23 protein-coding genes are annotated in these 26,396 nt (G+C 44.1%); 8 read left to right on the top strand and 15 right to left on the bottom strand.

Going from position 1 to position 26,396, the window contains the following annotated elements; translation table 11 throughout:
- Positions 1–52: 52 nt before the first annotated feature.
- The 3 genes from rdgB to LX73_RS08815 all read right to left on the bottom strand — a co-directional run bounded on the left by rdgB (position 53) and on the right by LX73_RS08815 (position 3,034).
- Positions 53–640, bottom strand: a complete 588-nt coding sequence (rdgB, locus tag LX73_RS08825; protein ID WP_148899099.1) for an RdgB/HAM1 family non-canonical purine NTP pyrophosphatase — start codon at positions 638–640, stop codon at positions 53–55.
- Positions 641–653: 13 nt separating this feature from the next.
- On the bottom strand, positions 654–1,658 hold the full coding sequence (locus tag LX73_RS08820; RefSeq protein WP_148899098.1) for an adenosine kinase: 1,005 nt from the start codon (positions 1,656–1,658) through the stop codon (positions 654–656).
- A gap of 137 nt (positions 1,659–1,795) precedes the next feature.
- A complete protein-coding gene (locus LX73_RS08815) occupies positions 1,796–3,034 on the bottom strand; it encodes a S8 family serine peptidase (RefSeq protein WP_148899097.1) in 1,239 nt (412 codons plus the stop codon).
- 352 nt (positions 3,035–3,386) lie between these two features.
- Between LX73_RS08815 and LX73_RS08810 the strand changes: the two genes are divergently transcribed.
- Both LX73_RS08810 and LX73_RS08805 read left to right on the top strand, forming a co-directional pair.
- The gene (locus LX73_RS08810) at positions 3,387–4,019 is read left to right on the top strand and encodes an NUDIX hydrolase (protein WP_148899096.1); all 633 of its coding nucleotides are present in this window, start codon (positions 3,387–3,389) and stop codon (positions 4,017–4,019) included.
- A gap of 10 nt (positions 4,020–4,029) precedes the next feature.
- Complete coding sequence (locus LX73_RS08805; RefSeq protein ID WP_148899095.1) at positions 4,030–6,387, top strand: heavy metal translocating P-type ATPase; 2,358 nt, start codon at positions 4,030–4,032, stop codon at positions 6,385–6,387.
- A 5-nt stretch (positions 6,388–6,392) separates the two neighbouring features.
- On the opposite strand, the gene LX73_RS08800 is transcribed toward LX73_RS08805, so the two are convergent.
- The 4 genes from LX73_RS08800 to LX73_RS08785 all read right to left on the bottom strand — a co-directional run bounded on the left by LX73_RS08800 (position 6,393) and on the right by LX73_RS08785 (position 9,507).
- Entirely contained in the window at positions 6,393–6,965 is a 573-nt protein-coding gene (locus LX73_RS08800) for a hypothetical protein (RefSeq protein ID WP_148899094.1), read from the bottom strand.
- A gap of 108 nt (positions 6,966–7,073) precedes the next feature.
- The gene (locus tag LX73_RS08795; RefSeq protein WP_148899093.1) at positions 7,074–8,756 is read right to left on the bottom strand and encodes a b(o/a)3-type cytochrome-c oxidase subunit 1; all 1,683 of its coding nucleotides are present in this window, start codon (positions 8,754–8,756) and stop codon (positions 7,074–7,076) included.
- Positions 8,753–9,271, bottom strand: a complete 519-nt coding sequence (locus LX73_RS08790; RefSeq protein ID WP_148899092.1) for a cytochrome c oxidase subunit II — start codon at positions 9,269–9,271, stop codon at positions 8,753–8,755. The genes LX73_RS08795 and LX73_RS08790 overlap by 4 nt, the downstream gene beginning before the upstream one ends.
- Positions 9,272–9,291: 20 nt before the next feature.
- Positions 9,292–9,507: a hypothetical protein gene (locus LX73_RS08785; RefSeq protein WP_211359394.1), complete on the bottom strand. Its 216-nt coding sequence runs from the start codon at positions 9,505–9,507 to the stop codon at positions 9,292–9,294.
- Between the two features lie 116 nt (positions 9,508–9,623).
- Between LX73_RS08785 and LX73_RS08780 the strand changes: the two genes are divergently transcribed.
- The gene (locus LX73_RS08780; RefSeq protein ID WP_148899091.1) at positions 9,624–10,295 is read left to right on the top strand and encodes a sulfite exporter TauE/SafE family protein; all 672 of its coding nucleotides are present in this window, start codon (positions 9,624–9,626) and stop codon (positions 10,293–10,295) included.
- 2 nt (positions 10,296–10,297) lie between these two features.
- Here LX73_RS08780 and LX73_RS08775 read toward each other — a convergent pair whose 3' ends face one another.
- The 3 genes from LX73_RS08775 to LX73_RS08765 all read right to left on the bottom strand — a co-directional run bounded on the left by LX73_RS08775 (position 10,298) and on the right by LX73_RS08765 (position 13,784).
- A complete protein-coding gene (locus tag LX73_RS08775) occupies positions 10,298–11,266 on the bottom strand; it encodes an isoaspartyl peptidase/L-asparaginase family protein (protein WP_148899090.1) in 969 nt (322 codons plus the stop codon).
- A 22-nt stretch (positions 11,267–11,288) separates the two neighbouring features.
- The gene (locus LX73_RS08770; protein ID WP_148899089.1) at positions 11,289–12,386 is read right to left on the bottom strand and encodes an NAD(P)/FAD-dependent oxidoreductase; all 1,098 of its coding nucleotides are present in this window, start codon (positions 12,384–12,386) and stop codon (positions 11,289–11,291) included.
- 198 nt (positions 12,387–12,584) lie between these two features.
- On the bottom strand, positions 12,585–13,784 hold the full coding sequence (locus LX73_RS08765; protein WP_148899088.1) for a M20 metallopeptidase family protein: 1,200 nt from the start codon (positions 13,782–13,784) through the stop codon (positions 12,585–12,587).
- Positions 13,785–13,875: 91 nt separating this feature from the next.
- On the opposite strand from LX73_RS08765, the gene mnmC2 reads away from it, so the two are divergent.
- Complete coding sequence (gene mnmC2, locus LX73_RS08760) at positions 13,876–14,652, top strand: tRNA (5-methylaminomethyl-2-thiouridine)(34)-methyltransferase MnmC2 (protein ID WP_148899087.1); 777 nt, start codon at positions 13,876–13,878, stop codon at positions 14,650–14,652.
- Positions 14,653–14,765: 113 nt separating this feature from the next.
- Here the strand turns inward: mnmC2 and LX73_RS08755 are convergent, their stop codons facing one another.
- From LX73_RS08755 to LX73_RS08745, 4 genes are all read right to left on the bottom strand, one after another.
- Entirely contained in the window at positions 14,766–16,751 is a 1,986-nt protein-coding gene (locus tag LX73_RS08755) for a DEAD/DEAH box helicase (protein WP_148899086.1), read from the bottom strand.
- A 110-nt stretch (positions 16,752–16,861) separates the two neighbouring features.
- Positions 16,862–17,755, bottom strand: coding sequence for a GntR family transcriptional regulator (locus LX73_RS08750; RefSeq protein WP_148899085.1), 894 nt, complete (start codon positions 17,753–17,755; stop codon positions 16,862–16,864).
- A 154-nt stretch (positions 17,756–17,909) separates the two neighbouring features.
- Entirely contained in the window at positions 17,910–18,083 is a 174-nt protein-coding gene (locus LX73_RS12995) for a hypothetical protein (RefSeq protein ID WP_170245639.1), read from the bottom strand.
- A gap of 147 nt (positions 18,084–18,230) precedes the next feature.
- Positions 18,231–18,428, bottom strand: coding sequence for a hypothetical protein (locus tag LX73_RS08745; RefSeq protein ID WP_148899084.1), 198 nt, complete (start codon positions 18,426–18,428; stop codon positions 18,231–18,233).
- Between the two features lie 149 nt (positions 18,429–18,577).
- Between LX73_RS08745 and LX73_RS08740 the strand changes: the two genes are divergently transcribed.
- Together LX73_RS08740 and LX73_RS08735 are read left to right on the top strand one after the other, a co-directional pair.
- Complete coding sequence (locus tag LX73_RS08740; RefSeq protein WP_211359393.1) at positions 18,578–20,683, top strand: CHASE2 domain-containing protein; 2,106 nt, start codon at positions 18,578–18,580, stop codon at positions 20,681–20,683.
- Between the two features lie 11 nt (positions 20,684–20,694).
- On the top strand, positions 20,695–22,017 hold the full coding sequence (locus LX73_RS08735) for a M48 family metalloprotease (protein ID WP_148899082.1): 1,323 nt from the start codon (positions 20,695–20,697) through the stop codon (positions 22,015–22,017).
- Here LX73_RS08735 and mutS read toward each other — a convergent pair whose 3' ends face one another.
- The gene (gene mutS, locus LX73_RS08730; protein WP_246138207.1) at positions 22,018–24,699 is read right to left on the bottom strand and encodes a DNA mismatch repair protein MutS; all 2,682 of its coding nucleotides are present in this window, start codon (positions 24,697–24,699) and stop codon (positions 22,018–22,020) included.
- 132 nt (positions 24,700–24,831) lie between these two features.
- Here mutS and LX73_RS08725 point away from each other — a divergent pair, with 132 nt between their 5' ends.
- The gene (locus tag LX73_RS08725; RefSeq protein ID WP_148899081.1) at positions 24,832–25,737 is read left to right on the top strand and encodes a YihY/virulence factor BrkB family protein; all 906 of its coding nucleotides are present in this window, start codon (positions 24,832–24,834) and stop codon (positions 25,735–25,737) included.
- Between the two features lie 4 nt (positions 25,738–25,741).
- On the top strand, positions 25,742–26,347 hold the full coding sequence (locus LX73_RS08720) for a DNA-3-methyladenine glycosylase (protein WP_148899080.1): 606 nt from the start codon (positions 25,742–25,744) through the stop codon (positions 26,345–26,347).
- The last annotated feature ends 49 nt before the right edge of the window (positions 26,348–26,396 follow it).

Raw genomic sequence — 26,396 nt, 5'->3', positions numbered from 1 at the left:
AGAAGCTTGAACAAATTGAAATCCACTTATTAAACAGATTAAGAACAAAAACCTACTGTTGCTTCACCCAGTTGTAAAATTTTTGGATCGCTTTTGCCCGGTGACTAATTCTATTTTTTATTTCCGGATCCAATTCAGCAAAAGTATGGTCGTAATCGTCGGGACGGAAAACGGGATCATAGCCAAAACCACCATCTCCGAACTTTTTTGTTAAAATGATACCGCGGCAAATACCCTCAAAAGTATAGGTGTTATCAGCAGTAACAAATGCCACCACCGTGCGAAATTGTGCGCCACGTTTCTTTGCCGGTACACTTTCTAACTCATCCAGCAGTTTGTCCACATTATCCTGATAGTCCGATTCTTCGCCAGCATAACGTGCTGAATATACGCCAGGCCGACCATCGAGGGCATCAACTTCGAGTCCGGTATCATCCGAAAGAGCAGCAATACCTGTCTCCTCAAAAACATACTGAGCTTTTTTTATCGCATTACCTTTAAGCGTTTCCCGATCTTCTACTACTTCTTCCAGTTTCGGAAAATCATAGGTTGATTTGAGTGTAATACCCAGCGGTTTCAGTGTTGTCCGTAACTCCTCAATCTTATCTTTGTTGCGCGATGCTAAAACAATGGTTCCCATAAAAAATGCTTATTTACTTTGTAGAAGTCGCCTCATTTTTTATTTCCTGTACTTCGTGCCATTTCAATCGCGGACCAAACTGTGAAACAATGCGGGATCCCGCTAGACTGGCCAGTTTTCCGGCGCCAGCATATCCCATTCCATTCGTGATACCGTACAAAAAAGCACCGGCATACATATCTCCCGCACCATTCGTATCAATAGCATTTACATCATAGGGTTCAATATCTACAAAGGTATCGCCGTCGTAAATCATAGCCCCATTCTTCCCTTGTGTAATAACAAAACGCTTAGCCTCTTTTTTAAGAGCTTCGCGCGCTTCCATCAGATCATCTTTGCCAGTATATATTTTTGCTTCCTCTTCATTACAAAATAACAGATCTACCGAAGCTCCGACTATTTCTTCAAACCGACCTTTAAATCCCTCGACAATCGCCGGATCGGAAAGCGTAAGAGTTGTCTTAACGTTACTCTGCTCGGCAATTTCTTTGGTTTTTTTCATTGCTTCATAGCCCTTGTCTGAAGCCACCAAATATCCTTCAATATAAACATATTCGGAATTTTGAATAGCCTGCTCGTCAATCTCTTTTGTCGACAAGTTAGAGGTTATACCCAGATACGTATTCATAGTACGCTCAGCATCATCGGTAACCATCACCAAACATTTACCGGTAATACCATCTTCGCGCTCTTGGCGCTTAAAATTCGTATCAATACCGGCCTCATTCATATCCTCCAGATAGATATCACCAAATCGATCATTTGCCACCTTGCAGGAATAAAACCCTTTGCCGCCAAACTGACTTACAGCAAAGATTGTGTTCGCAGCCGAACCGCCCGGCTTTTCAATGGTTTCTTCGTGATTGATTTCGTCTATAAGCCGAGCTTGGGTATCCTCATCAACCAATGTCATCACACCCTTTGTAACGTTATGCTTTTCGAGGAAGTCTTCTGCTACTTCAAATTCCATATCTACCAAGGCATTGCCGATACCATAAACGTCGTACTTTTTGTCCATAAATAATAAAATCTGTGATTGTAAGTAATAAAGTGCAGAAAATACGAACTATGGCTGCTGTAATAAAGTGAATCCATAAAATAAAAAAGGCACCTGCCTTTTCAGACAGGTGCCAAGACCAATAAAAGTGTTACTACTTATTGGTGAATAATTGGATCAGCGGTGCCATCAGGATCACCATTGGCCGTACCGTCACTGGTAGGGTTACCACCTGTAACCAACAGTACTCCTGCCGCATGCGGGCTAGCCATCGAAGTACCGCTAATGGTATTAGTACTATTATTTATCCATAGTGACTCTACGTCAACACCCGGTGCAGCATAGTCAACCGGTGGGTTCCCGTAATTTGAGAACGACGCAAAATTGTCATTGGAATCAATAGCCGAAATAGTATAAATATTAGCACCATTTACACGCGCCGGAGATGAGTTATTGGCATCTGCACCGTCATTACCGGCAGCAAGTGCAAAGTAAATACCATTGCCTGCAGCATTTGAAACTGCATTGTCAACGGAGGTAGAAGTACCGCCGCCAAGACTCATATTGGCAACATCACCGGGTGAGGCATTGGCCGCTACATAATCAATGCCATCAATAACTCCCGAATAGCTTCCACTTCCGTTGCTATCAAGTACCCGAACAGCTACTACCGAAGCACCGGCAGCAACGCCTACAACATCGATATCATTATCCAGAGCAGCAATGGTCCCGGCTACGTGTGTACCATGACCATTCCCATCATTAGGCGAAGATGTGCCAGATACAAAAGTGGCACTTCGCGACTGATCGACATTCAGATCATCATGATCCAGATCAATCCCGGTATCTATAACCCAGGCCGTGCCGGAACTAGCCGTTGCACCACCTACACGGTCAATACCATATGGAGTAACCTGTTCACTTCCACCTCCGTCATCATGGCAACCAATACCATAGTAGTAGCACCACCACGGCGCATGGTCATTAGTTTTAGGAGGAGAAAGCATTACAATACGATCTTGTTCGACATATTCTACGCTTTTGTCATTACGTAGTTCTGCAAGTTGTTCATTGGAAAGTTTAGCCGTAAAACCTCCGAGTACATTTTTATACCGGCTCTTTACAGCATCCTTGCTAATACTGTATTTCCCCATCATAGTATTTATTTTCTGCGACCGCTTTTGAAGCGCCGCTTTACTTTGAGCAGCACTGTTATCAAAGACCACAATAAACTGCCCGTCGATGGGATCACCCATTCGGTCCATAAGCTTTTCAAGCTTTGCATCACTGGGTTTTTCTTGTTCCTGTTGAACGTTTGCCGGTTGATCGCAAGCTGTTATTACCAGAAGAGCAACAACAAAGATTGCGCTTACCTTGTTTAATGTTCTACTAAACATAGATAGTATGTGTTTATTTAAAATTTTGCCCTGTCACAGGCAGTTAATGAGGACACAAAAACAGTTGGAGTTTTTGCCAACTAAAGCCAAATTTTTCGGCATTATTTTGTAAAATTTTGTGTCCCATCACTATACAGGATTATCGGGCAAGCCAAATGTTACAAAATAATTTATAAATCGTTGCTTAAAGCATCAGGAGGCCTCATTATATTACCAAGCTATCACTATCCGGTTTACAATTTTTAAAAACATTAGTCCAATAAAATACGGCTTCTAAAAACAGGACTGGGCAATGAACTAATTATATTATACCTTCGAGACAACACTATGTAATCAATCATGAATCTTTTGCATGCAACCGCTGGTTAAATTTTTAAAACAACGATTGATTAAAAATCTGCCCGGCCGGCCTTCACAGCTAAAAATGGCACCCGCTCAAAAAAATGACGGGCAGCGTCGAAAAATGACTCCCTCCGAACAAGCTCACCAAAGCAGCGTACTGGTTCTTCTTTTTCCAAACGAGCAAGAAGAACTCGAACTGGTACTCACCCTGCGAAGCGGAGATATCGATCATGGTGGACAAATTAGCTTTCCCGGCGGACGTGCCGAATCAGGCGAATCGCCCGAAGAAACTGCATTACGTGAAGCTCATGAAGAAATTGGCATTACTCCCGAATCAGTTACTACTATTGGACAACTTAGTGAACTGTATGTCAGCCATTCCGAAAATCGGGTTACTCCTGTCGTAGGATTTATGAATCAACGCCCGGTATTCAACCTGAATCGCGCCGAGGTGGAGGAAGTTTTTGCTGTAGAACTCAATTCACTCGCTCACAAAGAAAATCTCGTTGTCGAAGATTGGGAGCTCGGTCAACACACCTACGAAGTACCTTATTGGGATGTACACCGCGTGCCCCTGTGGGGAGCTACGGCAATGATGTTGAACGAACTTTTAGAATTGAGAAAAGAATTTACTGAAGATTAACTGCTCAGCTATGAGTTCTCAGAAATGTACATTATGTGAACTGGAAACACCAGATCCACCGATTGAAGAAAATAACATCGACGGGGTGTTTTGTTGCCACGGTTGCCTGCACGTGTACAAGCTTCTGCAGGATATGGAAGAGGACAAAGCCCGGCAGCTGAAAAACCAAACTATTGAACTCAGAAAAGAAGGACAAACAAAAACGCCTCTCCCCGAATCGTATGAAGAAGCCTTCTTTAAAGTTGACGGGATGCACTGCGCTACCTGCGAATCGTTCCTCGAGTCTATAGCAAAACGTCAGAACGGTATTTATAAAAGCGAGGCAAGCTACACTTCGGAAATGATTAAGATCTACTATGATCAAGAGCAAATAGGCCTTGAGGACTTCTCAGATCGCTTGAGTAAGATGGGATACAACCTGCGAGACCTTGATACCCAAGCTGATGAAGATAATGGGAATGATGTAGTACGTATTATGATCGGTGGATTTTTTGGCATCATCGGGCTACTGTTGTACAGCTTATTCTTTTATCCAACATATATCGGTGGCGAAGGACTAGTTCCACTCACTAATGCAGAACAGTACTTTTTCATTTCCAATATCTTTGTCATGACCTCCTTTGTACTTTTTTATACAGGTTACCCCATCCTCCGCGGTGCCTGGGTTTCGATATTGGTCTTAAAACCAAATATGGATCTTCTGATTGCTATAGCGGCAGTCAGTGCCTACCTATACAGCTTTGGGGCTCTTTTAACGGGATCGGCCGAAATTTACTTTGATGTAACAATGGCGATCGTGCTGGTAGTATCCATCGGAAATTTCTATGAAAGACGTATCAAATCGAACAAACAAAGTCTGCTCACTAAACTATCTGAGCAAAAACTAGATCACGCTTTTGTGCAAAGAAATGGACATCTGGAAAAAGTCTCGATTGCAGATATAACTCACGATGATAAAGTGATTGTAAAAGCCGGTGAACGCATCCCCGTCGACGGTACCATCATAGATGGAGAAGGCGTCGTCAATGAGGCGCTAATAACCGGTGAATCGCAACCCGTGTCCAAGCAAACGGGCAATCATGTATTGAGCGGTACCATACTCACACAAAATGCGCTTACTATTAAACCGGATATCAATACTCAGCGCACTATCGATCAGCTGATGAAGCTAATGTGGAATATTCAATCTTCCCGATCCGGCAAACAGCGTCTGGCAGATCGCATCGCGGCTTATTTTGTACCTGTAGTCATATTTTTGGGTATCGGTACCTTTGGATATCACCTGTTTAGCGGAAGTACAGCAACTAACGCCATGCTTGCCGCTCTGGCTGTACTAATTGTTTCTTGTCCCTGTGCCCTGGGACTTGCTACTCCGCTTGCCATTGCTTCTGGCATGAGAACTGGGCTAGAGAATGACATCATCTTTAAATCAGCTGCACTTTTTGAAGAAGAAACCGAAGCAGATATCGTAGCCTTCGACAAAACGGGAACTTTAACAACCGGCAAGATGCATCTACTCGATCGCGGTTCCAACCAGCAAGCGCTGGAATATGCAGCCGGTCTGGAGACTTTCTCTTCTCATCCTGTTGCAGCTCCTATTGCGGAATTAAACTCGAATAATGAGATTGAAGTCCAGAATTTTGAAAGCTTCACATCAGGTGTAAGCGGATATATTGATGACAAAAAGATTTATGTGGGTCAGCCTGAGTGGCTCGAAGAACAGGGGATTGCCCTTAATGAATTCCATTCTTCAAAAATTGAGGAAAGTCGCCAGCAGGGCAACATTCCAGTCGGCATTGGTTGGGATGATAACATCCGGAGTATACTGATCGTAGGTGATCGTCTTCGAGAAGAAGCTCCGAGTGTGATAGCTTCTTTGCAACGACAGGACAAAAAAATTGCCCTAATAACCGGTGATAGTTCGCAAGCGGGGGAATATATTAAGAAACAATTAAAGCCAGACTTTTTATTCACCGAAGCCAAGCCGGAATCAAAATCGAATATTATTAGTAACCTTCGGCAGATGGGGATAGTAGCTATGGCCGGTGATGGTAGTAACGATGCACCGGCCTTGGCAAAGGCCGATCTGGGTATTGCATTTGGAAATTTAACGGCAATTGCGGCCGACTCTGCACAAGTTGTCATTCCAAGCAGCAACCTATCTTTGATACCAGCTGCATTTACAACTATTCAAAAAACAAAAAATCGCATTCGTCAGAACCTAGGATGGGCATTCCTCTATAATATTATAACCATCCCACTGGCTATTGCAGGCATTATTAATCCTCTTTTTGCTGCAGTAGCTATGGCTGCAAGCAGCCTGCTTGTGGTAAGCAATTCATCGCGTAAGATGGAGATCAAAACTTAAGAAACCTAATCGCTATCCTGAGAATAACGAACCGGGATTTTACCAAGCTGTACTTGCTGCTGCAGATTGTTTGTAGAATCTTTTGGCAAAGATTGTTGGGCGCTCATATACAACATGGTTGGCATATCTCCTGATGGTAGCAACCAGTTGAATGTTGTTGTATCTGCTTTGGAAGCCTTATCCATCTTCCACTTCTGGGCGTCGGATAACACCTCTCCGCTCTTTAATTTTAAGCTATCTATTGCAACTGAAGATCCCGCAGAAGCTATTCTTCTAGATCGGCTAAGCGCCAGCTCAAATTTCCAGGATTGAGTACTAACTTTAATCAACATATCAGCAATAGTGATGGGAACAGCTGTATCTGCAAAAAGAGTATCACCAATCATATACTCTTGTACTTCAACGGGCTGGGCGTGCTGCTTGACCACTTTCTCATCCTCAAAAAGCTGAACGTTAATCAGGTTAAAGAGGGTCAACAGCTCAACAAGCACGGGAATGCCTATACCAACAATAACTAAAACACGAACAAGGGTTTTGTTTGATTCTTCATCACTGGACTTTTCCGGTTGATTAGTCATAAATTGCCTACAATCAAAAAATGTATTTGTCTGACATTAGACATTAATGCGTATCCATCCCTAAAGATATGGGAAGCCCATCGCATCGGCAATCAAAATGTCTCTATGTTAGGATGGCCGAGGCAGTGCACCCGGTGAAAAGATACCGTCCTGTATCATCTCCCAGAGTGGGAACGAATATGCCAACACGACAAGTATCAAGGCCAATGCAAACCAGAGTTTCATATTATCCAAGATGGCCGGTGTATGTTCAACGCCGGAAAGTGGCTCAGGAATATGATCATCGACTGGTTTTTCGGATTTCTGTCCAGCCATCCATGAAGATATTACCACCCAGAGGAACAGGATCAATGAAATCAAAAGGATTGTCCCTCCAATAGCAATTTGCCACTTCATTTCACTCATGGTCCCAAAAATGGGCTCAAAGTTCATCGCATTGGTATTAAATTCCGGTTCGGCCGTACGACGTGGCACACCTGCCAAACCTGCACGGTGCATTGCGTTAGACATCAGTGTCATACCCAAGAACCATGAATAAGGTTGTATCAGGGCTAAGGTTTTGAATTTGAGTTTTCGTCCTGTAAGCTGGGGCAACAGCCAGTACGTAACAGCCATAAAGGTAAGGGCAACCGCAGTTCCCACAGTTAAGTGGAAGTGCCCGGGTATCCAGATCGTATTATGGATCAACAGGTTTATATTCATCCCGGCATTAATCATACCACTGAATCCACCGGCGGCGAACATAATGCCCGCCAATGCACACCCTACAAAAGCAGGATTATTCCATGGTAACTTACTGATCCATGCAAAATAACCTTTACCACCCCGCTGCTTCGCCCCGTGTTCCATACTAGCTATTACAGTAAAGAGCGTCATCAAACTGGGCAGCAAGAGCATCATGGTTGTTGCCATGGCATAAAATTTAAATCCAACCGAAATACCCGCATCAGCATACTGGTGATGGTATCCCACGGGTGTTGATAAAAGGAGGAAAATAATAAATACAATACGAGTCATTGAATCACTAAAAAGCCGACCTCCCGAAAGCTTTGGCAAAATAGCATACCATACATAATACGCCGGCAACAGCCAAAAATAGACAACAGCATGTCCGAAAAACCAGAAGAGCGTTCGGGGCAAGAGTGGTTCAATTTCTACAACCCATCCCAGCGACCAGGGGATTAACAGCCCGACCACTTCAATAGCCAACCCAATAGTACAAACATACCACATAAGCATGGTAAACAATGTCATGAAAGACAGGATGGGTATTCGCTCTGTGGGATTATCATCACGCCATTTGCTATAGGACCAAAACCAATCTGCAGCGGCCATCCATGATCCTACCACAACCATGGCCAAACCTATATAAAATGCCGGATGTGCCTGTAACGGTGGATAAAAAGTGTACAATACCGCTGCCCGGATGGAGCTGTCAGGTACTAACCCACCGAGAATGGTAAAAGCTGCCATCACCGTTCCAATGACCATCAGCCAAAACCACGACCAAGTGTAGGCCATATTTTCGGGTTCTCGGTCCAGGCTACGTGTCACGCCCCATACAAACAAACCCGCGATAAAGAAGGTGGTAAAGATAAGTGCCAGCAATACACCGTGACCGGTAAGCAGCGTATAGTATTCACCAGAATTAACAAACCCACGAAACACATCCGTACGGTGTAATGCCTGGATAAAACCAAAAAAGCCACCAATAGCCAAGGCTATAAAGGCTACAATAAAATTTGCTTTGGATACTTTAGCCGCTTTAGGATACTTATGTATAAATGTCATTGAACGAGATTACTTTTATCGAACTCAGATTTAGGTACTACCTTAACTTTGCCTTCCATTATATGATGGGCAGGTCCACAATACTCATTACAAACGATTCCATATTCACGAGGTTCCGGGAAAATCGTAGTCAACTTAGCAACCTGTCCCGGAATAGCCATAGTGTTTATATTCGTGCCTGCCAAGTCGAAACCATGCAGGACATCAGGACTGGTGATGTAAAATGTTACACGCGTATTAGCAGGTACGACAATTGGACTGGCAGTGCCGGGCTGAAAAGCAAATTGCATAGTTTTTACATATACCTCATACTCCGTTTGCCCATTTTTAGTCACCTCCCTTACTCCGGTTTTTGCAAATTCAGTTTCCCCTAAATTCTGGGGATCGATCGTTTGATAATCGCCGACAACCTTCAGATCCATAGATACAAAACCGTAGATCACACTTGCAATAAAAAAGGCGATTAAACCAAACGAAAGCTTAATCCAAAAACGCTCAAATTTGTGAATGTGCATAAGAATTATTCTTTATTTTGTTACCCAATAATAGATGGAGCATTACCACCAAATTCAACGAAAAACATGAAGACCCACATCAACACTATAATAGCGAGGTATAGCAGTGTCAATGTGAGCGTGCCTTTGGGATTATACTCATCAATGGTAATTTCTCGTTCAATCTCCGGATTTCTTTGTTCCCAACTTTTTGATGGGCTTTTGGAATCGGAAGAGCTTGCTGTTCCCTCAGTCATAAACCAAAATTTTATTATTTCACCAATTTTTCGAACACGGTCAATTAAATATTTACTCGAGTTAAGGTCAAATACTTTTGTTAATTTAGATCAGTTTTTTACAATTAACTGACATAATGGAGTGGATACTAGCAGGCATTACATTTGGGTTTTTAGGCAGCTTCCACTGTGTAGGTATGTGTGGACCAATTGCCCTGGCATTGCCGCAACAATCCAATAAGCAAACCAGGTTTTTCTTATCACGTCTCACTTACAATGCCGGACGAGTGGTAACCTATACCATTCTCGGAGTAATCGTCGGCTGGCTTAGCAGGATGGTCTCTATTAGCGGCTACCAACAAGGACTCTCCATCGGGATGGGAACCGTACTGCTGCTGGCGCTGATCTGGAACCAGTTTCGAGCTCTTCTTCAAAAGATGGAATCACTTCCGGGCAAATTTATCAGTCGTGGCACAAATTTGGTCAAACGCCTATTTAGTCGCGGGGGGATACGTTCTCTATTTGTGGTTGGAATATTGAACGGGTTGTTGCCCTGCGGATTTGTCTATATGGCTTTGGCCACAGCCATAACGTTTGGAGCAGTTGAAAACAGCACCCTATTCATGGCAGGTTTTGGGATGGGGACCATTCCGGCCATGCTGAGTATCAGTCTGGCGGGCAACTTAATACCAGTAAGTACCCGACAAAAGTTGAAAAACTGGTCTCCTTACTTTATCGCTATCGTAGGCATCATCCTTATTTTGCGGGGGCTCAGGCTCGGAATCCCATTTATCAGTCCTATCCTTTAATATCAAATTAGGTGCTGAGATTTTATTAGCTGATTGTCATTTGAGCTGTGAACCGCATAATCAAACCCCTGTTGTACACTATAGCCCCCGAATTGACCCCGTTTGTTGAGCGCTATAAATCCCACCTGAACATTTTCAAGCGACTCATTATTATTAGCGATGCGTTGGGTCGCTTTTTTGCACGCGGTTTTCGGATCATCGCCGCGCCTCATATTTTCAACTACGGCATGGCTCCCGCAGGTGCGGATAATCTCTTCACCCAATCCGGTTGCCGCAGCAGCGCCTACCTCATTATCCACGAACAACCCATTGCCGATAAGCGGAGAATCACCTACTCGACCGTGCATTTTCCAGGCGGTACCACTCGTAGTGCAAGCTCCCGAAAGATCGCCTTGCTTATCGATGGCCAATAAGCCAATGGTATCGTGATTTTCGATATTGACCTCAGGCTGATATTCGGCATTTTCTTTCCACTGCTCCCAATCTTTTCTGGACTTTTCAGTCAACAGGTCCTGCTTTTCAAATCCCTGCTCCAGGGCAAAATCCAGAGCGCCCTCCCCCACCAGCATCACGTGGGGTGTTTCTTCTTTAACTTTTCGTGCCACTGATATCGGATGCATAATATGCTGCAGCGCTCCAACCGATCCACAACGGTTTTGCTCATCCATGATACAGGCATCGAGGGTTACATATCCATCACGATCCGGACGCCCGCCGTATCCCACCGTCCGTACATCAGGATCGGCCTCGGTCACACGCACTCCGGCCTCAACCGCATCCAGGGCCGAACCAGTATCAGCCAGCACCTTCCAGGCAGCTTCGTTCGCCGCAACACCATGTCTCCACGTGGAGATCACAAGAGGCTTATTTACGGTACCGGAAAATGACATGAATGAACTAGATGAAAAACGTTGAAAGGGAGCAAACCCTCCTAAAGCAGTGAGCTTTAGAAAGTTTTTTCGACTAATCATGGTAGATAGGTTTTGTGAATATTTACTGAAGTTTTCCGGCCGCCTTCCGTCCCACATCCATCCCAATGGCAATACCCATACCGCTAAGGCCGGCCGCCACAAAACGGTGAGTATCAAGCTGTGTAATAACGGGCGTCTTGGTAGATGTAAACCCCATAATGCCCGACCACTGCCTGTCAATTTGCCAATCATCAGGCAACTTCAAAACATTGGATGCAAAGTTAGTCAAGTAATTTTTTATCGTGGTATTCTCACCAAATTTATCAGTCTGCTCGGCACTTTTATCCAGATTACGTGCTCCGCCAATAAGCAAACGATCATCTATATTTCGAAAGTAGACATACCCCCTGTCATGATGAAAAATGCCCTTCCATTTCAGGTTTGGAATATTATCTGTAACAAATAATAACCCTCGTGCCGGCCGGATATCAATCTCCGGCAAAAGCTTCGGCACAAAACCGTTGGCGGCAACTAAAACCTGATTGGCCTCACAACTATAATCGCCCTCTAAATGGACCGTGCCATCTTTGGCAATGCTGTCAACGGTGGTATTCCATTTTATCTCCACTCCGGCCCGGCTGGCCTTTTGAGCTAAGGTTTGCATCATCTTTCCGGGATGAAGTGCCCCCTCCAGCCGGTTGTAAATTACGGGATAGTCTTGGAGCTTCCGCGCTTCATACACCTCTTCTTCGTCAACCAATTCAAACATCCAGCGATTAAACTGATCGATATGCGGGGCTACGTTATTAAAATCTTCTTCTGATCGAAAAAACTCATATCCACCGCAATGCTCGTACCCAATTTCTTTTTCGCCTAATGTTGACTTAAGTAATTTGAGTCCCTCATACCGCCGACGGATACGTTTTTTAATATTAGCTTCAGACTCTTTATCCATGTCTGCCAAGTGCTCACCGACAGATCCCACGCACGCAAAGCCAGCATTACGCGTACTGGCTCCCTGCGGCAAAAACCCACGCTCTAAAACAGCCACTCGTGTATCGGGATGGGACTGCTTATAAAAGAGAGCTGATGACAACCCTACAATGCCCGCTCCCACCACGATTAAATCATATGGTTTGAGGAAAGAATCTTGTTCCCAAAACGAAACTTCATTATCCATCTTAATCTTGAACCTGAAATTAGTGGCATGTTTCTATTTGCTTACATACCCGGCATTACGAAAAGTCAGCGTTTACATTAAAACAAATGAACAATATATATCCAGATCTAAGAGAGATACTGAGAGGACTTCCACACCGATACCCTGATAGACTTAAATCATTTGGTCATTTCAGCGAATCCTCGGTATTCTCTGCGGTTACAACTCTTTAGGAAGTTCCTTAAAAACCAACGATGCCATCAGCGCTGCCCCGGTCTTAAAACATTCTTCATCAACATTGTACTGCGGATGATGCCAACTGTATGTTGACCCACTTTCTTGGCGTCCACTGCCCAAGAAGAAAAAAGCGCCGGGGAATTCCTGTTGATAAAACCCAAAATCTTCACCTGCCATGATGGGATCATCCAAAAGATTTACATTATCAGCACCAAGCAGATCGCTGGCCGAATTGATTACAATATCTGTTGCCCAGTCGGTGTTGTTTACGGCGGGATATCCGTAATTAAAATCAAAAGTATAGCTGCCACCCGAGGACTCCGTTGCTCCTTTCACAATTTTTTCAATACGGTCTTTGATCATATTCGCCGTTTCTTCTGCAAAGGTCCGCACAGTACCAATCATCTCTACTTTTTCGGGGATGATATTATGTGCCGATCCCCCGCTGATCTTCCCGACGGTCACTACCGCCGGATCGGTGGGATTTACGCTACGGCTCACAATCGTCTGCAGCTGATTTACCACCTGACTAGCCATCACAATAGGATCTACTGCCTCATGCGGAGATGCTGCATGTCCGCCTTTTCCAATAATTTCAATCTTAAATTCATCAGGACGCGCCATCAGCGGACCTTTCCGAGTTGCTATTCTGCCTGGCTCCAAATTAGGTTCGGAGTGCAATCCATAAATCACGTCCACTCCCTTATCTTGCAGATATCCGGTCTCAGAAAGCAGACGGCCGCCGCCCGGCAGTTTCTCCTCAGCCGGCTGAAATATCAGCAATACTGTACCTTCGATATGCTCTTTTAAATCAGACAAAATGCTAGCCGTACCCAGCAGATTAGCGGTGTGGCTATCATGCCCACAGCAATGGGCCACACCCTGATTTTCAGACATAAACTCTTGCTTATGATCCCCTTCTTCGGCAATGGGCAGGGCATCAATATCAGCCCGCAGGGCTACCATTTTGTCTGAAGGTTTTCCTCCTTCAATAATACCAATGCATCCGGTCTCCTGCGGACGATCTACCGGAATACCAAGCTCTTTAAGTTTATTAATGATAAAATCAGTGGTCTCATATTCTTTAAAACTCAATTCAGGATTGCGGTGTAGGTGCCGGCGCATTTCCACCATCTCCGGATGATACTTTTCGGCCTTTTCCCTGATATTTTTAACTTCCATATCTTTCATCTTTTGGATGTGCGTAATTATAAATTTCGCTCTATTTTAGCTATCCGATAGTAAATGTAATCAAAATTGGCCACTTCTTTGAATGACCGATTCTAAATCAGAACACCGACTTGAAGCTACCCGCGACGGCTCTCACACCGTTTATTCTAAGCAATTTGACCAGCATTTTCACAACCCCAATGGTGCTGTGGCAGAAAGCCGATATGTTTTTTTTAAACAAAACAACCTGCTGGATGCTCTTGCCCAACATGACCACATTACTATTCTTGAAGTAGGCTTCGGCACGGGGCTCAACCTCATGCTGCTGATGGATTACTGCCAAAGCCAATACCCGGATACAAAAGTGGACTATTATTCCGTAGAAGCCTATCCCCTGAATCCCATCACTGCCCAAAACCTAAATTACAACAACCATCTGAACAATCCCGAAATTGCGCAAGAAGTTATTTCTGTTTTCGATGATATACAATTGGGTATGAATCATTTTTTAATGGGGGAACATATCGACTTTCATCTTTTTAACGGATTTTTTGCTGATCTATCTCAAGAGGGAATTCAAGCAAACTATATTTTTCACGATGCCTTTTCACCGGATACGAACCCAAACCTATGGACAGGCAATGTGTTTGAAAAACTCTACAACCTGAGTGCCGGTGATGTCATTCTTTCCACCTATTGTGCGGCCTCAAAAGTACAGGGCGCAATGGCGTGGGCGGGATGGAAGATTGCCAAAACACAGGGGGCACTGGGCAAACGCGAAATGATACTGGGCGCTATTGATCCGAAGCGGTTAAGTGGTCACAAACGAATTAACGAACAACGCTACAGCCGCCGCTATGAAGAAGGCGATTTTGATTAACCGGGCCGTCTCTTTTCCAAGCACCCATCAATGCTTAACCACAGCATCCCAAGTCTTAATCCGAAACAGAGCAGCGAAATAAGGTTTCCAGGATGACAGCCACTGTTAGAATATCAGTCTTTCGTGTCCTTTTCTTTTTCCATGAAATCATGCAACAACCTGCCCAAAATCTTATCGGCATATACCTTGTTGATGTGATCCATATCAGCTAGAATCACTAGTCGCTCTTTGCTTCGCGAAAATGCCACATTGAGCAGCCGAGGTACGGCCAGTCCATTTTTTTCTTCATCAAAAGGACGTACTGAATAATGTCGGCGCCGGCCGTATTGCTCTTCACCGCTCATCACGGTATCAAAAATGACCACATCTTTTTCACGCCCCTGAAAAGTATGGATGGTGCCCACTTCAACCATCCCGTAATCATTATTGTACAGCGCATTACGGATATCATACACTGTACTGCGAAAAGGTACAATAATGCCAATCTCATCCACAGGTACGTGATTTTTTATCACCAATCGTTTGAGTATTTTGAGCAATATTCTAGTATGCACTTCATTGACTGGCTGAAATCCTTTGTCTTCATCTTTTTGGGTAAGCCGCGGCCCATATTTTTGACTGTCAATAACATTGACTGTAGTATTGCTGCTTTGCTGCTGGCCAATCATCGGATCTGACTCCTTATCTGGACTTGCCGTCTCCAGCCGTCCTTCATAAAACACCGTGCTCAGCACCTCAGCTAAGTCTTCATTAAGCCGATATTGCGTATCATAAAAAGTAGTGAGCGGGCGATGCTGGTCGTGCCAGTCAAACAAATCTTCAGTAGTTTCAGCTTTGGATGCAAAGGTAAAAATATCTTCCTCCAGAAAATTGCGAGCATCAATATCATCCGTTAATGCAATGGGTGGCAATTGCATAGGATCACCCACTACCACGATATGCGATTTCGCTTTGGCCGCCAACACCATCAGATAAGGCAAGTTTGCCATCGAAGCCTCGTCAATAACCACTGCATCAAAATGCTGACCATTAAACAGATCCGACGTACATACCTTGGCCAACGTCGTGGCCACCAGCTGCATACGCTCCAGCTCTACCCGCTCATTGACAGTCCGCAGTTGATCTATTTTTTCTTCTACTGCAGCTTCGCCACCGTACTCATCCAGCCGCTGCCCCAGCATATTAATGCGCTCGTCCAGTTCCTCTGGTACCTCTTCATCGTGATCTATGAGCGTATCGATCTCTTCCTGCAATTTCTGATATTCGCCCAGCAGGTTATCCAGATTACCAGCTTCCTCTTTTTGTTTGCGATCTTTTTTCTGCATCTTCTGCTCAAAAAGCACATCTTCCAGCCGCTCACTGTCTAACGCTATCTCTCCAAAACGCGTAATCTCTTCTTCCAGATGTTCTTTTTCTACGGATGTAAGTGCTTTAAGTGCACTTAATAATCCTACATCCACTGCTCGATTGGTATTAGCCGCAAAGAGGACACGCTTCCCTTTGATAAGATAGTTGGCAATCATAAACCCCAGCGTTGATGTTTTTCCCGTACCCGGCGGTCCCCAAACATACAACACCTGATTTTGCAGTGCTTTGATCAGCGATTCATGCTGGGCATCGTTCCGGCGGCTGTCATCCAACACCCGAATTTGGTCATCCTCGTCGTGATGGGCATCATTATCTGGATAAAACAGCCGTTCCATCCGCTTTCGCGGATCATCATTGTCTGAGCTAAGCATTTTTTTAAGCTCCATAAGTAACCGTCGAAGCACAAAGTCGTTTTCCCATTCTATACTCACTTTTGGAATATTTGCTCCCATATTGTGAGGGAAATCCAGCACCACCTTCTTGTCATTGACTTCAACGGGATACAATTCCAGCTCATCTTCTTCATCCATATCAGCTGTAATCACTTCCGCAAACCGAAGAGAACGGTTCTGAGATTCGAACTGGTAGTAAAAAGTATCGGGCGGATGATCCTCGAGCCGGGTTCCATCGTATAGCACATCGCGGGCCGGCTTTTCACGCACAGCTTCAATCTCGGCATTCACCGCCTGAACAGCTCGATTTATTATTTTTTTGATCTTCTTATCAGACAACTGGTTACTGGTTACTGGTTACTGGTTACTGGTTACTGGTTACTGGAAATTGAAGATGGGGGATAAAAATCAAACTCGTTTATAATTCTTCATTTTTAATTCTCAATTTTTTACTGGTCCCACAGTTCGGCACGAATGGTTTTTGCGCTCTGTTCCGAAATGCGATACTCCAACTTGATGCGCCTCCGTTCAGGAATTTTCTGCTCTACAAGCTTAGCACTTTCAGAGGTATATAAAATCAGATCGGTTTCTCTTACGAACAGCGGCAGTGAACTTCCATAAGTAGCTCCTGCCACAAATGAGCCTCCGAATTTTATGCTTACTTTCAACTCTTTAATAATTTTAGGGATAGTTTCATCGTCAGCCGTTACCAGCCCTATTGTTTCTATGGCCGCACGATCCACAACTGAAAGCAGTGTATCGGGATCAATGCTATAAACAATGGGCAACAGCCGTCCTTGCTCTGAAAAATCATTAAACTTATTCACCAGCTGGATAGGTACAAACAACGCATCATATTTGACGGTCTCATTATATTGATTGTCATTAAGCACCCGGCTGCGCACACCTACCTCCTGCTGAATGGCTTCGGCCAACATGCTTCCCAGTTCATCAGTTTCTCCAATACTGGCACATGTTTCAATACGATCCGGCCACTCCATAAAGCTTAGCTGTTCCTGAAACAGCTCATCAATTTCGGATTCGTCCAGTCCATAGCCAATAAGTTCTTCCAAGAGGCTGCGCATCTTATCGGCTCCCACTTCCAGCCGGTCGGCCTTATCAAGGTTCGTATTCTGGCGCTCTACAATAAATCCTTTACCGCGCTCGCTACGAATGAGTCCTTCATCGGCCAAGATATGATAAGCTTTACGTACGGTATGGAAACTGGAATCCAGCTGTTGCCCAAGTTGACGCGTGGATGGCAGGGTCTCTCCCACCTGAAATTGCTTGGTGGCAATCATCAGACGGATTCGGTCGGCAATATATTTGGCAGAAGTTTTCAATACTAAAATTACGTATTACAGATAACGCAGGAAGATACGCAATACGCAGTACGAATTTAAAAACGCATTATATTAAATCATGCTACTAGCATAAGCCATAAAAAAGCCCGCTCTTAAAAGATGACAGGCTTTATAGCATGATATCGTATTATTGCTAAGACCGGAATCCGTTAAAATTAAATTTTACAGAAATCCAGTAGGGGCTTTCCATTGAAGCCGAACCTAACAGTTTATCTCGTGCCTCAGTAACTTCCTGGCAATCTGTTACACCCACTTTTCCAAAATGTGCAGTGGGTCCTTGCCCCTTCCATTGCTCAGTAATAGTCATTATCCATCTTGCTATCCAAATCCCAAAGCTCTACAGTAGCTCCGTGATCAAGAAATTGATGTGTTATTTCCCGACCAATACCACCGGCACCACCAGTAATAAGCACAGTGGTATTATCAAATTTCCCATGGCTGTATTCTTCTTTAGTTATTTAGAAAGTTTAATATTTTCTGATTGACTTTTGGGGCCTTCAAGGTGTACAAAGTGTGCCGCCTCATCAATCATATGAAGCATACTATTGAGCAGTTCATATGCCCCCGATTCCGCTATTTTTTTCGATGTCAGTCGGGAGTATAGTTGTTTATTGGAAGTAAGCATATCTTGGTAAGCAAACAGAACCGACAATTGCTGATTGCTTTTTCTGTAACATATTCTATACATTAGAGCAATCATTAGTTGGATGTAATAGGGATCAATCAATTTAAAAAGAGAGAATTATTAGCAGTTCCAACAAGGACATACACCTAATACTTCTTGGTCTCAGTTTTTTTATAGTGAGCCTAGTGGGATTTTCTACCCATACCTTCGATGCGCTCGACCAGCTAATACTCGATTATAAATTCCGATATCTTCAGCAGGAAGATCCCAATAACAAGATTGTATTAGTATCAATTGATGAAAAAAGTCTTTCGTACTTCAATAAAAACGGCATGTATTGGCCGTGGCCCCGTGAGTTCTATCAGGTTGCAACTGAATACTTTACCAACTCGGGAGCCCAACTCACTGTCTTCGATATTCTTTTTGATACACCTGATTTCAATCGTAATAATATATCGGGTTCAGCGAGCGACCGGCGTTTTGCGAACACACTGGCTAATGCCCAGAATGGAATTCTGGCGTTTAAATCAACTCCCAGTGCCGATTCCATCACTTCTGCCCTGCATGAATATCCAAATATTAAAAGCTATTCAATCGCGGGCCAACCCCCATACAGGCAACCCCACCTGTTGAACTCTCGTCCAATCACTCCGTTTGGACAAGCAGCGAAGGCATTAGGCAATACAGTCCTTCAACCTGACAGCGACGGACTTATCCGTTCAGTACATCTGTTCGACAGCTTGGCTCACAAAGGCTCTGTTCCCACCCTTTCGATGGCCGCTTACTTAGCGACCAAGTCAGATTCTGTAGAAATAAAGTGGACCGATGACGGTCTTCGGGTAGATAATATAGAAATACCACTGCTCGAAAACGGAGATTATCTCATCAACTGGTACAAAAAGGGTGGTGTACAAAACGGCACCTTTCCCTATTATTCATTTCACGCTGTAGTGCAAAGTGCTATTCAAAAAAAGCGCAATCCACAAGCAGATGTCCCCGTTCCGCCCGAAGTTTTTGAAGGCAAAATTGTGCTTGTGGGCGCCTCGGCAGCTGGACTCGGAGACATAAAGAGTACTCCTATGAGCTCGCTCGAAGCTTTCCCGGGTATGGAGATTCAAGCGACAATCCTAAATAATTTAATTGGCCAAAATTTTGTAACACAATGGCCTACCATTGTTAAAATAATAATTCTCTTACTTCTTTCACTTGGCATTCCCTTCCTCATCGCCTACAGTCGTCCACTAAATGGAGCAATCTCAATGGTAGGTATACTAAGTATTATTCTTGGGGCCGGGATTGCCTTTTTTGCCTATGAGCGGATTTGGCTGTCTACCGGCATGTATATTGTGGTGAGTGTGCTTACGTACAGCGGTGGTGCAGCCTATAAATACTTCGCCGAAGAAAAGCGAAAGCAGGAAATAAAATCAGCATTTGGCCAGTATGTACAGCCCGAGTTTGTAAAACAGTTAATGGATCAGCCTGAGCTGCTTACGCTTGGCGGACATGAAAAACGACTTACGGTACTTTTTTCTGATTTAGCGGGTTTTACGACCATTTCGGAATCCAAGCCGCCCAAAGAACTGGTGAAGTTTTTAAACGAATATCTTGGTGCCATGACCAACATCATCTTTGATAACGCAGGCACCGTTGACAAATATATCGGTGATGCGGTTATGGCTTTTTGGGGAGCCCCCATTGCCCAGGATAATCATGCTGAACTGGCCTGCCGCAGTGCTCTGCAGATGATTGAAAAAGTGGACCAGCTAACCCCTCAGGATACTCCTACTCATGCTCGGTTTGGCATTGCTACTGGCAATATGATTGTCGGAAATATTGGGTCTTTCAATCGATTTAACTATACCGTTTTGGGTGACAATGTAAACCTAGCTGCCCGGCTTGAAGCTGCTAACAAAACATTTAACACCAAGGCCATGATTGCCGAACCTACGTATCAACAGATTAAAGATCAGTTTCTTTGCCGGCAACTGGATCTGCTGGTTGTAAAGGGCAAAACCGAACCAGTGAAGGTGTATGAACTAATGGCGGAAAAGACATCCGAAAACGATCTTACCTCCCTAAAAGAAGCTACTGAGATTTATAATCGGGCAATGGAATACTATCTTAACCGGCAGTGGAATCAGGCAATTAAACATTTTAGCGACGTCTTTGATATTTTGCCTGAAGACGGACCTTCACAAACCTACATTGAACGGTGTGAAGAATTTAAAAACACTCCTCCGCCTGATGATTGGAATGGGGTATTTCATCTTAAAACAAAATAGAGAGTATCATCATGAACCGATTATCAACATATACAGCTCTAATGCTTTTGCTTGTACTGGGGCTTTCCGCCATTTCAGCCACAAGCCGTATTGCACCAATCACTGTAAAGTCTAGCGTAGATATGCGCAACGGACCGGGTTCTTATTATAAGTTATTGCTTCGGCTAAAATCCGGGGCTACGGCTAAAAAAATGGACGAAGAACAACAGTGGCTTAAAATTAAAGCCTCTAATAAAACCGGGTGGATTCCAAGGCGATCAACCTATATCGAAGATACTGAAAAACGAACATCTCCTGACCAAGACCAAGTAAAGACAAGCGCTGAGGATGCTTTTGATGAGCTTGCTGATGGAGAAACTGACTCCGCCGGGACTCCCTCTGCTTCGCAAGCTCAGGTTGCAGCAGCTGTCAAAGGTTTTGCCAAGGACTTTACCTCTCAAAAAACAGAATCAAAAAATACAGATCTGTTGCAGAACTTTGACGGATTTGTTTCGCCCTCGGCCTATAAAGAATTTCGAAACCAGCGACTACAGAACTGGAGTTGGGATAAGGCACAATCACGCTTTGAACTTAAAGCCAATGAAGCTGCGGGATTAGATCCACTTAGAGAACAAGCAGGATGGGGCATAGCCAATGTTATTGCCCAGCAGGGGCTTGTCGAAAATGAGGCTCTGCAACAGTATTTAACTCATATTACGCTTGTCATTGCCGAAAATTCACACCGCTACGAAACCCCCGTGCAAGTCTATATTTTAGATTCAACGTCCATCACCGGCTATGCCTCACCAAATGGATCCATATTTGTATCCAGGGGCTTACTTAAACTGATCAAAAACGAAGCCGAGTTTGCCTTCTTCGCTGCCCACGAACTAGCACATATTGTCCATAATCACGGCATCAAAGAAACCGAAAAGCGCAAACCAAAAATCAAGGCGGAACAACAATTTGAAGAGCTTAACCAAGAGATTGGAGAGCGCAAAGAAAAATACAAAAAGGTGGAGGCCGAACTCACTAAACTGGCCAATCAGATGTATGAATACACGGTTAAAGATCGGCTGGATGAATATGAATATGACGCCGACTACTGGGCGGTAGCCTATACCTATCGCGCTGGCTATCACCCTGGCCGCGGGCTTGATCTACTAAAACGAATTAATAATCAACAACAACAGCTGGGAGGACAAATAGAAAAAACTAAATGGAAGGGGGCATCACTCCAAAAAAGAATAAATAAGATCGAGAACCAACTTAAAGACCTTCAGATTCCATCTTCATTCGGACGCAGTTATGAATACATTTTTCAGAGAAAAATGCAGGCATTATCCGATAATTGATCAACTACGTTTATCCACCAGCTTTTTAAGCTCCGAGACGAGCATCAATGATTCGATGGGGGTCATCCGATTAGGGTCGCAGGCTTCGAGCTTGTCGATAAGCTGCTCGGTATTGGGATCGAGCTGTGCCTGAAAAAGTGATGGCTGGGCAATCTGCCCCTGCTTTTCCATCTCCTCAGCCGCTTTTTTGACGGCCGCTTTCTTTTTCTGGGCACCCTCTTCGAGCGTACCGTTGCTATCGGTCACATCCAAGCTGTGACTTTCGAGATTCGACAAAATTTCTTTAGCTCGTTCAATAACGATGGACGGCAAGCCTGCCATATCAGCTACTTGTATGCCATAACTGTGATCGGCACCGCCGCGCACCAGCTTCCGCAGAAAAATTACTTTATCGTCATGCTCTTTGACCGATACGTTATAATTAGCTATATGCTCATACATATTTTCGAGCTCGTTCAACTCGTGGTAGTGCGTAGCAAAGAGCGTTTTTGCCGCCACCGAAGGCTGGTTGTGCAGATATTCAGCCAGCGACCAAGCAATGCTCAGACCGTCAAAAGTACTAGTTCCACGACCCACTTCGTCCAATAGAATCAAGGAATTACGCGTAGCGTTATTCAGGATATTTGCTGCTTCATTCATTTCTACCAAAAAGGTACTTTCGCCCGCAGCAAGATTATCAGATGCTCCCACACGGGTAAATATTTTATCCACCAAACCAACATGGGCCTCGTCGGCAGGTACAAAGCAACCGATCTGTGCAAGTAACACAATTAGTCCTGTCTGTCGCAGAATGATACTTTTCCCTGCCATATTGGGCCCGGTAATAATGAGAATCTGCTCGTCTTCATTCTCGATATGTATGTCATTGGGAATAAACGGATCGCCCGGCGGCAGCATCTGCTCCACTACCGGATGTCGTCCTTTGCTAATATCAATTTTCTGATCATCGGCAATAGCAGGCTTACAGTAATTGTTATGGTAGGACACCTCTGCAAAACTCTGCAAACAATCGATTTGGGCAATCGCCTCGGCCACTTGCTGAATCTGCTCGGCATAACCGGCAATCTCAACGCGCAGTTCTTCGAAAAGCTCATATTCAAGCGTCTTACTCTGTTCTTCAGACGACAGTATTTTCTCTTCTACCTCTTTAAGCTCAGGCGTAATATATCGCTCAGAATTTACCAGCGTCTGCTTGCGGATAAACTCTTCCGGCACTTTGTCGGCATGCGTATTTGTGACTTCAATATAATATCCATACACCTTGTTATAACCTACCTTTAGTGAGCTGATACCGGTTTCTTCGGCCAGTTCATCTTTAATTTCGGCGATATAATCTTTGCCGTTACGAGCAATATTACGCAGCTCATCAAGCTCGTCATTAAATCCATCCTTAAAAATATCACCGTCGCGCACGCTGGCAGGGGGCTCTTCGGCAATAGCTTCCTCAATACGCTCTTGCACTTCAATCAGCAGCTCCATGCGATCCAAAATATCAGACAACAGCGGTTCATCGAGATGATTGAATTGCATCTTAACGAGCGGTATCTGTCCCAATGACTCTTTAAGCTTCATCAAGTCGCGGGCATTGGCTCGTCCTACACAAATACGTGAAATAAGCCGTTCAAGATCGGCTACCTTATTCAGTTCTTCGCGCAAATTTTCGCGCGCATCGTGATGGGTCGCCAGTGCTTCAACGGCATTCAATCGCTTTCGGATAGGTTCTAAACTTTTAAGGGGACGCATGATCCACTTGCGCAACAGACGCCCACCCATGGCTGTAGCCGTATCATCAAGGATATTAATAAGCGTACCTTCACTGGCCCCTTCCTGGATAGTTGTGGTAAGCTCCAGGTTCCGTTTTGTAGAACCGTCAAGGGCCATATAGTCATTGTTTTCGAACTTTTGCAAGCGCTTGATATGACCCAGTGATGCTTTTTGGGTCTCCTGAATATAGTGCATCAGTGCGCCGGCAGCTACTTGTGCAACCTCTTGATCCTCAACACCAAATCCTTTCAACGAGTGCGTCTCAAAATGATCTGTCAGTAAATCATAGCCATAATCTCCTTCATATACCCATTCTTCAATAAAGGTGAGATTATAATCCAACAAAAATTCCGGTACATCATTTTTTAAATCCTTTGGCAACAATAATTCTGCGGGAGTGATAGATTGCAACAGATCATTAAGCTGCTCTTCAGGTACTTCACTGAGCGAAAATTCTCCTGTTGACACATCTGCAAACCCAATACCCGCACGATCGTCTTCCCAATAGATTGCAGCAGCGTAATTATTGCGCTTGTGCTCGAGTAATTTTTCCGACATGGTAACGCCGGGAGTGGTAATTTCGGTAACCTCTCGGTTCACTACTTTTCGGCCGGCATTCTTGGCTTCCGAAGGTTCTTCAACCTGCTCGCATACGGCTACCCGATACCCTTTTTTAACTAATTTTGGAAGATAGGTATCCAGGGCGTGATAAGGAAAGCCTGCCAGCGGTGTTTGATCACTGCCATTATTTCGTTTGGTAAGAGTAATCCCCAGTTCCTCACTTACCAGCTCAGCATCATCAGCAAAAGTCTCATAAAAATCGCCCACACGAAATAGTAATATCGCACCCTCATGCTCTTCTTTTATATGATGATACTGACGCATCAGCGGCGTAAGCGATTTTGTCTTGGTACTCATGGACAAGCAGTTGTGTTGATCTTTATATTATTAAGTAGTATTTACACTGTTTTGATACCAATTTCTCGAAGTTGGCCGGTAGAAATTGGCAAACATCTTCAATAGAAACGTTTAAACTTACGAAATTTGACAGTGCAGAAGTATAAGAATTTCTGGCGGCGCATCGTAACCCTGGCAAAGGATAACGACATTTTTTTTAACGCTTCTGCTATCACATTTAATCTCTTTATCTGTGCCATACCGTTTATTCTGCTGATGATTTCGATCATTGGTTTTGTCTTATCGTACGAGCATGCCTTTAACGAGATTGTACGCTATGGCCAAGAGCTCTTTCCCAGCTTTGCCTACGAATCACAATCAGGTGATGTTTATCGTGGAACTGCTACTATAGAATCAATACTACAACCACTTATCGGGGCGCGGCGTATTTTTGGTATCGTAGGTATAGTTATTTTGGGATTTTTCTCGCTGGGATTTTTTCGTACGCTCAAACATGTGGTTTTTGATATTTTTGAGATCCAAGACCGACGCCATCCTATCCTCGAAATGGTTTACAACTTCTTTACCTTTGGATTGGTAGGCGGAGTGTTCCTTTTCTTCAGCCTCATTATTGCGGTGATTTCACTAGTCTCTTTCGATCCACTTAACCTTCCCTTCACCGATATGATGTTTAAGCTAAGCTGGATATACCAGTTCTTAAATTTTGTTATCCCGATCCTTTTTACATTCATTCTTTTCTACATCATTTTTCGATACATTAGCGAAAAACGGATGCAGCCCAAAGTCGCATTAGTGGCCGGCACGCTTTATACCCTTTTATTTGAAATTGCCAAGTTTGGTGTTGGCCATTACCTGGGATATGCATTAAGTGGCTATCGGTATTTTTACCAGGGATATACTATACTCGTTATTATTGGTATTTGGGCATTTTACTCAGCAGTGCTTTTTGTAATAACCACCATAGTGGCGCGCGCCTATCAGGATGCGTTCATCGATCCAGAACCCGCCTATCAAAACCCCTACACCAAAATTTCTTAATGTAATGCACGGTTCTAAAATCCCACTCTCTTTTTACCGCCAGTCTGATGTGGTAAATGTCGCACAACAACTCGTCGGCAAGGTATTATGCACTAATATAAATGGACAAAAAACCAGCGGAATTATTACTGAAACCGAAGCCTACTGTGGCCGGGGAGACCAAGCCTGTCACGCTAGCGGCGGCACCCGAACAAAAAGAACTGAAACTATGTATCAACCCGGCGGTATCGCCTACATATATTTGTGTTATGGTATTCACCATCTTTTTAACGTAGTAACAAATGTTAAAGACAAGGCTGATGCAGTACTGATCCGAGCCGTTAAACCTTTCGAAGGCGAAGACATAATGCTACATCGGCGCAATGCCAATGCACATACTCCAGCACTCACTGCCGGACCCGGCCGATTAACCGAAGCACTTGGTATCAATACTGATTACGACAGTACTTCTCTTTCGGGCAAGAGCATCTGGATTGAAAAGCACGATACCAGCATTGGATCAGACAATCTCACAGCAACTTCACGAATTGGAGTTGATTATGCCGGCGATGACGCTTCATTACCGTGGCGTTTTTATCCCAAAAACTGCTCATGGATCAGCCAGAAATAAAAAAAGCCTGTCTTGAAAACAAGACAGGCTTAAATAAAATCCAGGTCAG

This window comes from Fodinibius salinus, assembly GCF_008124865.1.
GTDB lineage: Bacteria > Bacteroidota > Rhodothermia > Balneolales > Balneolaceae > Fodinibius > Fodinibius salinus.
The sequence above is the reverse complement of the archived record's forward strand: the minus strand, read 5'-3'. Positions and strand labels throughout refer to the sequence as shown.